General features: G+C 62.5%; 16 protein-coding genes and 1 pseudogene. 11 read left to right on the top strand and 6 right to left on the bottom strand.

The window, feature by feature from the left end; translation table 11 throughout:
* The first annotated feature begins 1 nt into the window (after window position 1).
* Genes FA94_RS39550 through FA94_RS23785 form a run of 9 tightly spaced genes read left to right on the top strand, consistent with a single transcriptional unit; the run spans window position 2 to window position 9,852 of the window.
* A complete protein-coding gene (locus FA94_RS39550; protein ID WP_231585016.1) occupies window positions 2–1,171 on the top strand; it encodes a Wzz/FepE/Etk N-terminal domain-containing protein in 1,170 nt (389 codons plus the stop codon).
* A 9-nt stretch (window positions 1,172–1,180) separates the two neighbouring features.
* Window positions 1,181–2,209 (top strand): polysaccharide biosynthesis tyrosine autokinase, encoded by a 1,029-nt coding sequence (locus FA94_RS39555; protein ID WP_286166026.1) that lies wholly within the window; start codon window positions 1,181–1,183, stop codon window positions 2,207–2,209.
* A 26-nt stretch (window positions 2,210–2,235) separates the two neighbouring features.
* The gene (gene wecB, locus FA94_RS23755) at window positions 2,236–3,381 is read left to right on the top strand and encodes a non-hydrolyzing UDP-N-acetylglucosamine 2-epimerase (RefSeq protein ID WP_035555884.1); all 1,146 of its coding nucleotides are present in this window, start codon (window positions 2,236–2,238) and stop codon (window positions 3,379–3,381) included.
* 33 nt (window positions 3,382–3,414) lie between these two features.
* Window positions 3,415–4,659, top strand: a complete 1,245-nt coding sequence (wecC, locus tag FA94_RS23760; RefSeq protein WP_035555886.1) for a UDP-N-acetyl-D-mannosamine dehydrogenase — start codon at window positions 3,415–3,417, stop codon at window positions 4,657–4,659.
* Window positions 4,660–4,697: 38 nt separating this feature from the next.
* Window positions 4,698–5,981, top strand: a complete 1,284-nt coding sequence (locus tag FA94_RS23765) for a hypothetical protein (protein WP_051980692.1) — start codon at window positions 4,698–4,700, stop codon at window positions 5,979–5,981.
* A gap of 44 nt (window positions 5,982–6,025) precedes the next feature.
* Complete coding sequence (locus tag FA94_RS23770; protein ID WP_231585018.1) at window positions 6,026–7,240, top strand: hypothetical protein; 1,215 nt, start codon at window positions 6,026–6,028, stop codon at window positions 7,238–7,240.
* Window positions 7,241–7,260: 20 nt separating this feature from the next.
* The gene (locus FA94_RS23775) at window positions 7,261–8,283 is read left to right on the top strand and encodes a glycosyltransferase family 4 protein (protein WP_231585134.1); all 1,023 of its coding nucleotides are present in this window, start codon (window positions 7,261–7,263) and stop codon (window positions 8,281–8,283) included.
* Window positions 8,280–9,056 (top strand): WecB/TagA/CpsF family glycosyltransferase, encoded by a 777-nt coding sequence (locus FA94_RS23780; RefSeq protein ID WP_051980694.1) that lies wholly within the window; start codon window positions 8,280–8,282, stop codon window positions 9,054–9,056. The genes FA94_RS23775 and FA94_RS23780 overlap by 4 nt, the downstream gene beginning before the upstream one ends.
* Entirely contained in the window at window positions 9,046–9,852 is an 807-nt protein-coding gene (locus tag FA94_RS23785; protein WP_081936077.1) for a heparin lyase I family protein, read from the top strand. The genes FA94_RS23780 and FA94_RS23785 overlap by 11 nt, the downstream gene beginning before the upstream one ends.
* Here the strand turns inward: FA94_RS23785 and FA94_RS39560 are convergent.
* The 3 genes and pseudogenes from FA94_RS39560 to FA94_RS23795 form a co-directional block, all read right to left on the bottom strand.
* Window positions 9,815–9,895: pseudogene (locus tag FA94_RS39560) on the bottom strand (LysE family translocator); the annotation flags it as partial. The gene FA94_RS23785 and the pseudogene FA94_RS39560 sit on opposite strands and share 38 nt — an antisense overlap.
* Window positions 9,896–9,922: 27 nt before the next feature.
* Window positions 9,923–10,429: a hypothetical protein gene (locus FA94_RS23790; protein ID WP_081936362.1), complete on the bottom strand. Its 507-nt coding sequence runs from the start codon at window positions 10,427–10,429 to the stop codon at window positions 9,923–9,925.
* Between the two features lie 370 nt (window positions 10,430–10,799).
* Window positions 10,800–11,381: an IMPACT family protein gene (locus FA94_RS23795; RefSeq protein WP_035555892.1), complete on the bottom strand. Its 582-nt coding sequence runs from the start codon at window positions 11,379–11,381 to the stop codon at window positions 10,800–10,802.
* Window positions 11,382–11,559: 178 nt separating this feature from the next.
* Between FA94_RS23795 and FA94_RS23800 the strand changes: the two genes are divergently transcribed.
* Entirely contained in the window at window positions 11,560–12,186 is a 627-nt protein-coding gene (locus FA94_RS23800; RefSeq protein ID WP_035555894.1) for a LysE family translocator, read from the top strand.
* Window positions 12,187–12,250: 64 nt separating this feature from the next.
* Here the strand turns inward: FA94_RS23800 and FA94_RS23805 are convergent, their stop codons facing one another.
* The 3 genes from FA94_RS23805 to FA94_RS23810 form a co-directional block, all read right to left on the bottom strand.
* Complete coding sequence (locus FA94_RS23805) at window positions 12,251–12,619, bottom strand: hypothetical protein (protein WP_035555896.1); 369 nt, start codon at window positions 12,617–12,619, stop codon at window positions 12,251–12,253.
* A 152-nt stretch (window positions 12,620–12,771) separates the two neighbouring features.
* Complete coding sequence (locus tag FA94_RS39795; RefSeq protein ID WP_279614180.1) at window positions 12,772–12,894, bottom strand: hypothetical protein; 123 nt, start codon at window positions 12,892–12,894, stop codon at window positions 12,772–12,774.
* Window positions 12,895–13,001: 107 nt separating this feature from the next.
* Entirely contained in the window at window positions 13,002–13,259 is a 258-nt protein-coding gene (locus FA94_RS23810; RefSeq protein WP_035555897.1) for a DUF2866 domain-containing protein, read from the bottom strand.
* Window positions 13,260–13,597: 338 nt separating this feature from the next.
* Between FA94_RS23810 and FA94_RS23815 the strand changes: the two genes are divergently transcribed.
* Window positions 13,598–14,698, top strand: coding sequence for a GGDEF domain-containing protein (locus FA94_RS23815; protein WP_035555899.1), 1,101 nt, complete (start codon window positions 13,598–13,600; stop codon window positions 14,696–14,698).
* The last annotated feature ends 14 nt before the right edge of the window (window positions 14,699–14,712 follow it).

Genomic DNA, 14,712 nt, shown 5'->3' on the forward strand with positions numbered 1-14,712 from the left:
CATGAGTATTCACACTAATCCTGTTCCCGTCGCGGCGCGCCACGACGATGAAATCGACCTGTCCGAAGTCACGTCCGTGATGATCGAAAACCGTGTGCTGATCGCGGCGATGACCGCGGTGATCCTCACGCTCGGCATCGCCTATGCCTTGCTTGCCACGCCGGTTTATCGGGCCGACGCGACGGTTCAGGTCGACGACGAGAACGGCGCACTCAACGACAAGCTGGGCGATCTCGCGCAGATGTTCAATGGCAAGGCGAGCGCCGACGCCGAGATTGAACTGATCCGCTCGCGCGGTGTGGTGGACGACGCGGTCCGGCAATTGCACCTCGATATCGACGCACGGCCGCGCTATTTCCCGCTGATCGGTCGACGGATCGCGCGCAGCGCGTCCGCCGACATGCTCGCTGAACCGATGTGGGGATTGGCGCGTTTCGGCTGGGGCGGCGAAGCGCTGCGCGTGTCGCAATTCGACGTGCCGCCAAGTCTCTACGACAGGAAATTCACGCTGATCGCCGGCGACGGCCAGCAATTCGACTTGCTGGACCCTCACGGCGACCCGGTGCTGAAGGGGCGCGTCGGCGAACTGCTGGACGGCATGACGCCGGACGGAGCGGTCCGTCTGCGGGTGGACGGCGTAGTCGCGCGAAGCGGCACCGAGTTCAGGTTGAGCCGCGCGTCGACGCAACTCACCACGGCGTTACTGCAAAAGACCCTGGACGTCGCCGAGAAAACCAAGCAGTCGGGTGTCATCGGGATCCGGCTCGACGGTGACGACAGTGCGCGTACCGCCGCGACGGTCAATGCGATCGTGCACGGATACGTGCGCCGCAACGTCGGCTGGAAATCCGCTCAGGCGCAGCAGATGCTCGGCTTCCTCGGCAATCAGCTGCCGCAATTGAGGGGCGACCTGGAGCAGGCGGAGCAGCGCTACAACACGTTCCGTAACCGCAACGGCACCGTCGACCTCGACGCGGAGAGCCGCTTGTTGCTGCAGGCGATCGCCGATGGCAAAACGCAAACCGCCGCGCTGCGACAGCAACGCTTGGAACTGCTGCAACGCTTCACGCCGACGCATCCGTCGGTGACTGCGATCGATGCGCAACTGGCCAGTCTGCGGCGTCAGCAGGCCGACCTGGGTGCGAAGGTCGCCGCGCTGCCGGATACGTAGCAATCGGCCGTGCGGCTGATGCGCGACGTCGACATCAATTCGGGCCTCTACACCAGTCTGATGGACAGCGCGCAGCAGCTAGGCGTGATGAAGGCGGGACAGCAGGGGAACGTGCGCGTGGTCGACTACGCGGTGACGGCCGAAGAGCCGGTGAAGCCGAAGCCGGCCATCGTGATCGCGGCCGCCGCGGCGCTGGGTTTGATGGCGGGTATCGCGGCCGCCTTCGTGCGCCGTGCGTTGCTGAACGGCCTGGACAGTCCGTTCGAGATCGAGCAGATCGCCGACGCACCGGTCTATGCGGTCATCTCGCACAGCGAGCGGCAACAGCGCCTGCAGCGTGCCGCCGACCGGAGCGAACCGGGTGCTCACATTCTGGCGGTCGCCGCGCCCGACGACATTGCTGTCGAAGGCGTGCGCAGCCTGCGCACGGCGCTGCAGTTCCGGCTTGCCGGCGCGCCGAATAACGTCGTGATGATCACGGGGCCGCGGCCCCACATCGGCAAGTCTTTCCTGTCCGGCAATCTCGCCGTGGTGCTGGCTTCGGTGGGCAAGCGCGTACTGATCGTCGACGGCGACATGCGGCGCGGCAAGCTGCATCAGTACTTCGGACTGTCGCGCGAACGTGGGCTGCCGGACATGATCGGCGGCGCGAGTCTCGATAGCGTGGTGTGCCGTGAGGTGTTGCCGAACCTCGACGTGCTGACGCGCGGCGGCGGCTCGCCGATGCCGGCGGAAATGCTGTTCGGCGAGCGCCTCGGCATTGTCGTCGAGCAGTTGGCTAAAGCGTACGACATCGTGATTCTCGATACGCCGCCGGTGCTCGCGGTGACCGACTCGGCGCTGATCGGCAAACACGCCGGCACGACGCTGCTGGTGATGCGCCACGCGCGCCATAGCGTCGCGGAACTACGCGAGACCACCCGGCTGCTCGGCGCGGCCGGCGTGCCGGTCGACGGAATCGTGCTGAGCGACGTGCCGCAACGCGCGTCCGACTACGCGTACTCCCCTTACCACAGCATGCCGGAGACGGCGGCTTAAGCCCGCGTCGCGTTGGAGATGAATCGATGAGAAGAAGAGTTTTGCTGACGTTCGGCACGCGGCCCGAGGCGATCAAGATGGCGCCGCTCGTCAAGCGGCTGCAGCGTGCCGCCGGGATGGAGTGCCTCGTGTGCGTGACCGGCCAGCATCGCGAGATGCTCGATCAGGTGCTCGACCTGTTCGACATTCGCCCGGACTTCGATCTGAATGTGATGAAGCGCGGCCAGGATCTGTACGACGTGACCGCGTCGATCATGCTCGGCATGCGCGACGTGCTGAGCGCGTGCCGACCCGACATGGTGCTGGTTCACGGCGACACGACCACGACCTTGGCCGCGACGCTCGCGGCGTTCTATCAGCGGATTCCGGTCGGCCATGTCGAAGCGGGTTTGCGAACCGGCAATTTATTGTCGCCTTGGCCCGAGGAGGCCAACCGCAAGATAACCAGCGTGCTGGCCTCGCTGCACTTCGCGCCGACCGACCGGGCGCGAGACAACCTGCTGGCGGAAGGCGTCGCCGCGCAGCGCATCGTGGTGACGGGCAACACGGTCATCGACGCGTTGCTGCAGGTGCGCGGCAAGCTCGCGACGGATGCCGCGCTGTGTCACGCCGCCGAGCGGCTGCTCCCACGATTGGCGCCTGAACGGCGCGTGATTCTGGTGACGGGGCATCGGCGCGAAAGTTTCGGCTCGGGCTTCGAACAGATTTGCGCCGCCTTGCTGCAGATTGCACGTACGTATCCGGATGTCGACATCGTGTACCCGGTGCATCTGAACCCGAGCGTGCGCGAGCCGGTGAACCGGCTGTTGACGGGCGTGGCGAACATCCATCTGCTGGAGCCCCTCGACTATCTGCCGTTCGTGCGGTTGATGGATCGCGCGTCGCTGATTCTGACCGACTCGGGCGGCGTGCAGGAAGAAGCGCCGTCGCTCGGTAAACCGGTGCTCGTGATGCGCGACACGACCGAACGTCAGGAAGCGGTCGACGCCGGCGTCGTGCGGTTGGTGGGCACGCACGCGCAGCGTATCGCCGACGGCGTGGCGCACCTGCTGGACGACGCCGACGGTTATCGCGCCATGACGCGCGGCGGCAACCCGTACGGAAACGGCCAGGCCAGCGAACGCATTGTCGATGCGCTCGCAACGTTCTGGAACGACGCGATCGCGGCCTGAAAGAAGCCAACCAATAGAAGGAAGAGAAGAGTAATGAGTTTCGAAGTCATCTCAGTGATCGGCCTGGGCTATATCGGATTGCCGACCGCGGCGGTTTTCGCGGCGCGCAGAAAGCAGGTGATCGGCGTGGACGTGAATCAGCACGCGGTCGACACGATCAACCTCGGCGAGATTCACATCGTGGAGCCCGAGCTGGACATGCTGGTCCACGCGGCGGTGACGCAGGGCTATTTGCGCGCGACCTCGACGCCGGAGCCAGCCGATGCCTTTCTGGTCGCGGTGCCGACGCCCTTCGCCGACGGCTATAAACCCGACCTCAGCTATATCGAAGCCGCGAGCCGGGCGATTGCGCCGGTGCTGAAGAAGGGCGATCTGGTGGTGCTCGAGTCGACCTCGCCGGTCGGCGCGACCGAGCGGATGGCCGCGTGGATGGCCGAGGTTCGTCCGGATCTGACGTTCCCGCAGCAGGCCGGCGAAAACTCGGATATCCGCGTCGCGCATTGTCCCGAGCGTGTGCTGCCGGGGCACGTGCTTCGTGAACTGGTCGAGAACGATCGCGTGATTGGCGGCATGACGCCGAAATGTGGCGAGCTGGCGCGCGATCTGTACCAATGCTTCGTACGCGGTGAATGCATTCTGACCGACGCTCGCACCGCCGAGATGTGCAAGCTCACCGAGAACTCGTTTCGCGACGTGAATATCGCGTTCGCGAATGAGATGTCGGTCATTTGCGACAAGCTCGACATCAACGTGTGGGAGTTGATCCGGCTCGCCAATCGTCATCCGCGCGTGAGTATTCTTCAGCCGGGGCCGGGTGTGGGTGGGCACTGCATTGCGGTGGACCCGTGGTTCATCGTCGATTCGGCGCCGGAGCAGGCGCGTCTGATCCGCACCGCGCGCAACGTCAACGACGACAAGCCGCGCTATGTGATCGAGCGGGTCGAGCGTGCGGCGAAGCGCTTCAGGGAGCCGGTCATTGCCTGCCTGGGGTTGGCGTTCAAGGCGAATATAGACGACCTGCGCGAGAGTCCGGCGCTGGAAATCGCACGCGAGCTGGCGGAGCGGTTTGCCGGGCAGGTGCTGGTGGTCGAGCCGAATATCAGAACACTGCCGGGCGTGCTGGAGGGTAAGGCCCGGCTTTGCGAGCTGAACGATGCGCTCGCTGAAGCGGACGTGATTCTGGTTCTCGTCGATCACGCGCCGTTCAAGCGCGTCGATCCGGTGCGATTGCAGGCGAAGGTGGTGATCGATACGCGTGGATTGCTGGCGAATGGTTAAAGGACAGAAGCTGTGTGTGGCAGCGCCGGGATCGGGCCATGCGTAGCGTTGTGATCAAACGGTTCGAAGCGCTTTTATGCACCGGTTTGCCGGGACTGTATCGCGTGGTGACGTTCTTCGCCGTGCAGCATATCTACTCGCTGGCGGAACTGGGACACGTCGCGTCGACGATGTCGGTCGCGCAGATGGCCGGGTTTTTCACGGCGATCGGCTGGGCCACGCTGATTCTGGTGCGCCTACCCGGCGCGACCGACGAACAGGCTGCGATCGACGCGTTCTATCCGCTCGCGGGCATGGCGGTCGCGACGACGCTGGCGGTGACATTGGCAGTGACGTTCGCGAGTAGGGCGTTAGCGCTGTCCGGTCGGCTCCATTTCGACGTGTCGGGCTTCGTTTTCCTGCTGTGGGGATGGACGGCGTATCAGGTCGCGCGGCACTACTTTGTCGCGCACAAACGCTATCGAACGGCGGTTCTGTTCGACGTGGCGCTGATCGCGGGTTCTGGTTTATTGCTGTATCTCGGCCATTGGAGTGGATGGCCGCCCTCGTACGCCCTGGCCGCGGCGCTCGGCCTCACGGCCGCCGGCATGTTCGTCGCAATCGGTCTGCCGTCGCACGGCGCGTGGTGGCAAGCATTCGACGTGAAAGGCCTGCAGTTTGGCCTGACGAACTTTCTGTCCGGTGGCATTTCGCTGGTTCTCGTGCCGACGGCAACGCTGATGTGCGGCGCGTCGTTCGCGGGCATGTTGTCGCTGCTCGCCTCGCTGACGGCCGTCGGCATGCTGCTGCCACGCGCGATTTCGATCGCGCAATTGCCCGAGCTGGCGAAGTGCAAATCGGCGGGGCGGCCGTTCGACGACACGCTGCGTGACATGCGTCGAAACATTGGGTGGTCGAACGTCGTGGTGCTGGCGATCAACGTGGCGATGGTCGTCGGCATGACCGTTTGGCGTCTGAACGACAACGGCGAGCGCATGGCTGTGATCGTGGCCGGATTGCTGCTCGCGATTCAGTGCGCGGTCGGCATGATGGGCATAGTCGGCAGCAGCGTGATGATGGCGTTCGAAAAAGGTGCCGACACGGCGAGGATCAACCTGGCGACCACGGGGACCTTCGCCGTGCTGTTCGCGCTTTGCATCGGGTGGGGTGGTCAGGTGGGATTTCTGCTGGTGCTGGTGTCGGCCATTGCAGTGATCGCTGTTCGCAACTGGCTTGTCTGCGGCAAGGCAGCCCAGGTGTACCGCCAATACGCGATGCAGCGTGCCGGCGCTCAGGCCAACGGCGTGCACGCGGCGTCCATCGCGCAGGGGGTGCGTTCATGAGCGCCGCGCGATGGGCTCTATACGACGCTGCGGCAAGGCGACCGTTGACGCTCCATTCAATCGGCGCATGGGCAGTCGCGCTGGCTTATCTGGCGTTCTGCATCAGCGACACGATGCTCACGCTCGAAAGCGAGCGCGCGCAACTCGTCAAGATTTTCGCGTTCGGTCTTCTGCTGCTGGCGATTTCCCTCAGGCCGCGATTTCATCGCCTGATCGTGCTGGCCGCGCCGCTGCTGTTCGTACTCTGTATTGGTCTCGTGCGGTCGTTCAACGCAGACGCGGGAATGGAAGAGTTCCTCCGCTTTCTGTTTCCGATCGTTATCACGGTTGCGCTGTTTGCCTATCGCGACCGGATCGATACGGTGATGACCGTGTTCTTCGTGGTTGTGCTCAGCAACGATCTCTTTCAATGCTATTTCTATCTGGCTTATCTCACCGGTCTACCGGTGCTGTTGCCGATCCGTATCGATTCGGGTTTGTTCCTGCGGGCGCAGGGTTGGATGGGGTTCTTTTCGGAGTTCAGCTTCATCAACTTCTGTGCGTTCCTGCTGTGCCGACAGTACAGGCCGACGGAGCGATCCCGTGCCATGTCGTGGCTATTCGTTCTGTTCGCGCTTCTTGGCTTCTCGTTCAAGATGTTCGCGACGTTGGCGGTTTATCCGCTGATCGCGAGGAAGGTGAGTCCGCGTGTCTGGCTGATGGCGGGCGCAGTGGCAGGCGTGGCGCTTTGGGTGATGGCCAACGGCTATCTGGACTCGCTGTTCAACGTGGCGTCGGCCAAGATCTCGTTCTATATCGTCGAAGGCAATTCGGCGCGGGCCGAGTCTTACCGGGTGATGGTCGAGTCGCTGGCCAAAGGTAACTTCTTCGGAGAAGGGCTCGGGTCGTTCGGCGGCCCCGCATCGGTCAAGTATGGCTCGCCGCTTTATGGCGTCTATCACTTCAACTGGTACGGGCTCGGTAGCATCCTGAAGACAACCGACACCTTCTATCCGCACCTTTTTGTCGAAATCGGCTTGCTGGGCGCGCTCGTTTGGCTTGGGTTCGTGTTGCGCTACGGCCAGGGGCAACGTGTCGGCATGCCGTGGATGTTCCTTGTCGCGGCGTTCTGTTTCGACAACATTTTTTCAATGGCCTTTGTCTCTCCCTCCTATGTCTTTTCGGCGTTGCTCGTCATGCACGCCTTATCGCGGTCCGGCGACAAGGGTCTTGTTTCAGGCAGGGTCCGCTCACGCAACAACTTCGGGACACGCCGATGAAGATTCTCGTAGTAACGAACATGTACGCCGGATGCAATGCGGCTCACCCCACGCAGGGCGTGTTTGTGACCGAGCAGGTCCTGGCGTTGCGTGCACTCTACGGCGATGTGGTCGACGTTCTGGTGATCGAAGGCTGGCGCGGCCAACTCGCGTACCTGAAGTCTCTTTTCCGTGTGGTAAGCCGGGTCAGGGGTGACGCGTACGACGTGGTTCATTATCACTTCGGCCTGAGCGCGTGTTCGGCGCCGCTGGTCAGACTATTCTCCCACGCGAAAATCGTCGTGACGTTTCACGGTTCCGATGTGATGGGGCGCAGCTGGATCAGAGCGATATCGCTCGCCGCGGCACGCTTCGCGCACGCTTGCATTGGCGTGAGCGATGAGATTTCCGCGAAGGTGAGCCGTGCGTCAAGACACTGCTCGACCCTTCCCTGTGCCGTCAACGAAACGTTGTTTGCGGAACCGGTCGACAAACATGAGGCCGTGGCTCGCCGGAAAATCGTGGTCTTTCCTTCATCGCCGAAACGAGTGGAGAAAGACTATCCGCTTTTCAGCGCGGTCATTGCGCGCTTGCCGGTGTCATTTGGATGCGACGTGGAGGAGCGATATATCGACGGCCTCGATCGCCATGAAGTACGCGATCTACTCCTGCAGGCCGATTGCCTCGTCATGACCTCGAAAAGGGAAGGCTCGCCGCAATCGGTCAAGGAGGCCATGGCGGTCAATCTACCCATCGTGTCCGTCGACGTGGGCGACGTCAGGCACCTGCTTCAAGGCGTATCGAACTGCGCGGTGATCGAGGGCCGCGACGCGGGGACGCTCGCGCGCGCCACGGCCGATGTGCTGAAACATGCGAAACGCTCAAATGGAAGACAGCGGCTGAAGTCGCTCGGCTATTTCTCAGCGGACGTAGCGGCGCAAATTGACCGCCTATATCGATCGATTCTCGGCGACGGTCACGACGATCGGCAACGCCCGTCTTCCGACACGTCCGACACGACCACACAACCGGCTCACCACTCGAAGCAGCAGGAACTGTCATGAAACGCGTCGAACTCTTCTCCTGTCCCGTGGACATTGCAACGATGAACGAGACCGTCGACTGGATCGGCGCGCGGATCGAACGCAAGCAGTTCACGCAGCACGTCGTGGTCAATGTGGCGAAGCTCGTCCATCTGCAGACGGACGTGGAACTGGCCGCTTCGGTGCGCGCGTGCGACATCGTCAATATCGACGGCATGGGCGTGGTGTGGGGCGCACGGCTGTTGGGGCAGCCGGTGCGCGAACGGGTGGCTGGTATCGATCTGTTCGAGCGCCTGTTACAGATGTCGGCGCAACGTTCGCTGCCGGTGTTCCTGCTCGGCGCGACGGATACCGTGGTGACGCGCACGGCCGCGGCGGTTTCGGCGCGCTATGCCGGGCTGCGGATCGTCGGCTATCACCACGGCTACTTCTGGGACGATGAAGCCGCGATCGTGGACATGATCCGTCGTTCGGGCGCGCGACTGCTGTTTGTCGCGATCACGTCGCCGAAAAAAGAGGCGTTCATCAACCGCTGGAAAGCGCAGCTTGGGGTCGATTTCGTGATGGGTGTGGGCGGGACGTTCGACGTCGTCGCCGGCAAGGTGCGCCGTGCGCCGCCCTGGATGCAGCGCAGCGGTCTCGAGTGGGCTTATCGTGTCGCGCAGGAACCGCGCCGTATGTGGAAGCGCTATTTCGTCACCAACAACCGCTTCGCACTGATGCTGCTCAAAGCGCGTATCGCCATGACGCTGGGTCGCCTGCATCGCGGTTCGGCAGGTGGATATGGCAAATAGACTGAACTGGGTCGCAGGGATGGGGATTGTGTTGGCGGCGTGCGGTACGTCGTCGCCCGACCGGCATGACAGCGGCGCTTACACGGTTTTATATCGCAGCGCATGGCACGACGGCATCGATCCTCGTTTGACGATTCAAGCCCCCGAACCGGATTCCATGTCGACCGTCGCGATGCCGCAATTCAACGGTGTCGCGCTGAAAACGACGATGCGTCGCTCGGAAAGTTTCTCTCGTGTCGCGAATGGGACGCCTCGCGTGGAAATGGTCTTTGCGCCGGTCGTGCATTTCGCGGTGGGTAAAGCATACGAAGTTCGGTGGTCCACCATGATCCCCGCCGGTTATCGATTCGACACGCGGCAGCCGGAGATCATTACGCAATTGCATCAAGGCGGCTTCACCGGATCGCCGCCCTTCGCGCTGATGTTGGCGGGCGGCCATTACCAGGCCGAGGTGAGAAGTGGCCCGGGCGAGGCGAATCAATCAGTCACGTTCGGTACACCCGCAGCCGACACCGGCAAGGCCGTGAGCTGGCTCCTGCGCTATCGCCCTGACGACGAAGGCACGAATGCATTGACGGAGTTGTACAAGGACGGCGTGCGCGTGATGCACAGCGCCGGCGTTGCCAACGCTTATCCCGGCGACAAGGAGGCTTATCTGAAGATTGGCATTTACAAATGGTGGTGGAAAACGCGACCGTCCGATGTCAGCGAACGCACGCTGTATTACGGCGACGTGGAAATCGTGGAACGTGGCGAAGTCAGGTGCGCCGGACCAGTAGAAAGCTCACGCCGATAGCCACCAGAAACGCGCCGCAGCAGCGATTGAAGCGGCGGCGAATCGGGCGCTAAAACTACGCGTATCCCGCTCAATTCACGCTTTTGACAAAGCCCGGATCGCCGATCAACGCATCGACGCTCAGCTTCACGGTATCTTCGATCGCAATGGTGTTGCTGGTGAATTTCGGCGACTTTTGCCTGACCGTTTTGGTGGTTGAAAACACCACTTTCTGGGTTGCGGCGTCGGTGACTACGTAGCGCATTTTCAGCGTCCAGGACGCGGGTGAGCGTTCGTCGTCTACCGTGAATTTCTCGATGCTGCCGCTCAGAATCCGTTTGCCCGTGTCGAGATGAAAGCCCGACATCTGCAGGCTACGCACGATCCCGTTGCGCACGGCTTCATTGATATCGTCCTTGAGCACGATACCGGTCATGGCGGTGTTTTCTATCCGGTTTGGCGAGACCTTGCCGCTGCGCGCCGCCATGTAGGCGAAATCGTGGGCAGGCGCCACGCTCAATGAACCCGTGGGATGCGCGGTACTCGCGCGCGGCGCGCAATTCAGACCGAACCAGGACCAGGAGCAGGCGGACAGCATCAACGGCAGCGCGATCACGCCGCAGCCTTTGAGGACCGTGGACCGGCGGGGCGAACGCAGGGAACGAAGCGACGTCAGGCTCCGTCGCGGCGTCTGAGGCGCTGTGCTGGAATGAGCGGCGGTCGAAGTCAGAAGATTTGCCTCTTAAATGAAGTCATCCGGTACAGAGCAGCATGGTAACAGCGAGTCGGGCCCGGCCATATTCTCCGTGCCTTGACGGCTGGATTCCCGCTGTTCGCACGAGGGTGTTCATCATAACGAGGCGGTTCGCCGATCGACACCGTGTCATTAGAGCGCCGCTGCTACAGCGGAATCAGTCGCGCGGATTCGAGGCGGGCAGGCCGCGTGGTTGCGTTGTCTGTATTGTTGCTCAGAAGAAGCCGGCTTTGCCCTGTGTCATATCCACCAACGCGCGCCGCGCATCGTCGAGTGCGTTGACGGGCAGGCGGATCGTCATCCTCACCAGCATGGCGTGGGCGGTGTCGGTCAGCGTATAGCCTTCGGCGTCGATCCAGCGGCGCACTTTGGCCTCGTCGGCGTAACTCACCTCGACGGTGAGCGTGATCTGCGCGATCCGTTCGACGCGCGGCGCGTCCAGCAAAGCCGATGCGATCGCGTCGGTGTACGCGCGCACCAAACCGCCTGCGCCGAGCTTCACGCCGCCGTAATAGCGCACGACGGCCGCCAGAACGCCGTCCAGATCGTGATGCCGCAGCACTTCGAGAATCGGCCGTCCCGCGGTGCCGGACGGCTCGCCGTCGTCGGACATGCCGGACTGGCCGCCGGCCAGCAACGCCCAGCAAACGTGCGTGGCGGCCGGATGCTCCTCACGCAGACGACGCAATTCGGCCATCGCGGCGTCACGATCGGCGACGGGAATCGCGTACGCGATGAAGCGGCTCTTGCGGATCTCGAGTTCCTTGATGCACGGCGAGGAGAGGGTGTAACTCATGCGTAGGTTCGGTGCGGCGCTTCACACGGGGTTGTCTTCGGGATCGTCCCGGGTCTCATCGTGCGGTTCAGCGCCGGAGTGCAAAAGACAGAAGTCTAGGCCAGGAGTGCGTTCGTCTACAATGTTCCGCGGAACACGTGCTTGCACGCCGAACCCAGCGCACCATCAAGGAGACGACATGCTCGATTTATCGACCCTAGGGACTTTCGTTGCCGTTGTACTCGGGCTCTTTCTGATCCCCGGGCCGGCCGTATTGCTGGTGTTGACGCGTACCGTGCATGGTGGCCGAAAGGCCGGCATTCTCACCGGCCTCGGTGTCGCCACCGGCGATTTCGTTCATACGCTGGCAGCGTCGATCGGACTGTCGGCGCTGCTGATGACCTCGGCACTCGCCTTCAACGCCGTGAAATTCGCCGGTGCCGCGTACCTCGTTTATCTCGGCATTCGTGCATTGCGCGAGAAGCAGAGCCACGCGCATTTGCCTACGGTCGCGCCGGTGTCGCCTTCGAAAGCCTTCTTTCAGGCCATTCCCGCTGAAGTATTGAATCCCAAGACCGCACTGTTCTTTCTCGCGTTTCTGCCGCAATTCGTGCGACCCGAGCACGGTTCGACGTTTTTGCAATTCACCACGCTCGGACTCATTTTCGTGGGCATGAGCGCGCTTTATACGACGCTGATCGTGTTGACGATTCGTCCGCTCGGCAAACTCGTCAAGCGGCTGACCTGGTTGAGCCGTTGGCAGAACAAGATCATCGGTGTGCTGTTTATCTCGCTCGGCCTGCGCGTCGCCACGCAAACGCGCTGACCCAACCGCGCGGTGCCACGTCCGTTTCGTTATGTGCAGAGCCGACGATGACTCGCGGCCTTCGCTAGATATTGCGGCGCTGCCGTCTCAGGCGGCCCTCGCGTGCATATTCCATTTGCCCCTCGGTGCGGACCGCGAGCTTTTCCTGCGCGGCGCGACTCATTTGCCGCGTATCGTCGATGTCGCCGACCCGCAGCACTTCCTGTGCGATTCTGATGCGTAGCGTCATTAACGGTTCGCCGCGTTCGACCAGCGTGCGATCCGTGGCGCGCGCCTGCTGAACGCCACAATCGATCAGATTGCGCAACTCCAGCAGCGTGAGCCGCTGACGTTGGATTTCGAGGATGAGCCGCTGCACGGCATGTTCGTCACGCGTACGCCACCAGGCTCGCAGCTCGGCGAGCGTGGGAGGATCGAAGGGAGGAAGGCGCATTGCTCAGACGAAAATTACTGTATATATGTACAGTATATCCCGTCTTTTTACGGAAGCGCGTCGTGCGCGTTGGGCATGCATCAGCCGGCTATTGACCGTGCATTCGCCGCTTACCGCCGCAAAAACCAACGCAGCGGCCGGCTTCGATCAACTCAGCTCAACGCGAGCATGATCGACGTCGAGACCACGATGATGAACAGGCACGCGGCGGTGAGGAGGTCGTACGGATAGTTCATGGCGTAACCATCTAAGGTGTCGGCGGAAGCATCCATCATAGGCAGAAGCGTTGCGGGCAACTGTCAAGCATTGCAAGACCCGGCTTGTTCGATAAACGAATGTGAGGCGGCGCAATTCAATTCAATGCGATTCGAAACGCGCGCGCTTATTCGTCGCCATGCTGGCAGAAACGTCGCCCCGGCACATGTGAGACGACAGCCTGAGCGATCTCGAACGGCGTGCTTTCGGCGGGCACGACCCGGCGGCTTGATTCGGGCGTGTGTTTCATGGTCCATTCGACGAGACGGTACGAACGTCCCCAAGGCGGCTGCAGAGGATCCGAGACCTTGCACGAATGAATCTGCCGAACCCATTCGTTGCCGGGTAGGGCGCGCAGATGCTCGAATACCGTGTCTTCAACCATGTTTGACTCCTTCTTCGCAGGTATGCTGCCTGCCTTTCGGCGCGTCCCCGACACCCCGGAGAAAAAGCGCCGCCGATGTTCTGGCGGCTCAACAGGGGATGTTGTGGAGTCATAGTTACAGCAAAGAATTAAGCCAGACTTAAGAGCGTGGAAAAGCTCGCGCGAGTGAATGCGGGGCTGCGGGAAACCGCGCGCGAACTCAGATGAGAACTCACACGCGAACTCACACGAACGCGTGTGTTTCTATCCGCACCCTCAAGACCTCGCGGAATCGGCCGTTATTACAGCGGTTGGGGCCGTGGTCCCCGCTTCGCCTTCGGGCGCGCCTTATTGATAACGTGACGAATCTCGCTCAAACGCCGCTCTCCGACCGCCTTCGCTCGCTCGTCGATACTGTCCAGCACAACGAGCGCACGCTGCGCCGTTTCCAGAATGTCGAATTGCGGTTGATCGGCGCGCAGGATTTCGCGTCTTTTCTCGACACATTGTTCCGCCATCTGCCGCAGGAATTCTCGCTGGCCAGCGTGACCTTATGGCTCGACGACCGCGCGCCGATGCTGCTCGAATTACTCGAGCCGGGCGCTATGCGCGCGCTCGATCAGTCCGGTTTGAAGACCTCGCGTGAAGGCGGGCTCGCCGCGCAAGGTCTGTGCGACGAAGGCCGCCCCTGGCTAGGTCGGCCCGCTCAACGGGATGACGCCATGTGCCGCGCATTCTTCGGCGACAGCGCCGCGCCAGCCAGCGCGATTCTGCTGCCGCTCGCCGCGGGCGATATCGTCAGCGGCTATCTGTGTCTCGGCAGCGACGACCCGGAGCGTTTCGGCGAAGGCTTGGCCACCGATATTCTGGAGCGCTTCGCGAGCATCGTGACCGCGAGTCTCGACAACGTCGCGCATCGCGAGCGGCTCAAGCAACTCGGCATGACCGACTCGCTGACGGGTCTCGCCAATCGCCGCTATTTCGACGAACGGCTGCGCGAAGAGATCATGCGCGCGGCGCGTTATAGCGTGCCGGTGGCGTGTCTGTTCATCGACATCGACAGTTTCAAGCGGATCAACGACACCTACGGGCACCAGACCGGCGATCGCGCGTTGGCGGCCGTGGCGGCCTGCGTGCGTCAGCAGGTGCGGCTGGGCGATACCGTCGCGCGTTATGGCGGCGAAGAGTTCGCCGCGTTGCTGCAAGGCGATCGGGCCGATGCGCTGACCGTCGCCGAGCGCGTGCGACTCGCAGTCGAACGGCTCGTGTTGCAGGACGATCACGGCGAACGCATTGCGCTGACCGTGTCGATCGGCGTGGCGGCGCGCACGATCGGCGGTGCGCCGGCCGAGGCGATCACGTACGGCCGCGCGATGATGGAAGAAGCCGATCGCGCGATGTATCAGGCCAAACGCAACGGCCGCAATCGCATCGAGGCGTTGGTAAAAGCGGGCGATTGAACTAAACCCAGGCC

The organism is Burkholderia sp. 9120 (genome assembly GCF_000745015.1).
GTDB lineage: Bacteria > Pseudomonadota > Gammaproteobacteria > Burkholderiales > Burkholderiaceae > Paraburkholderia.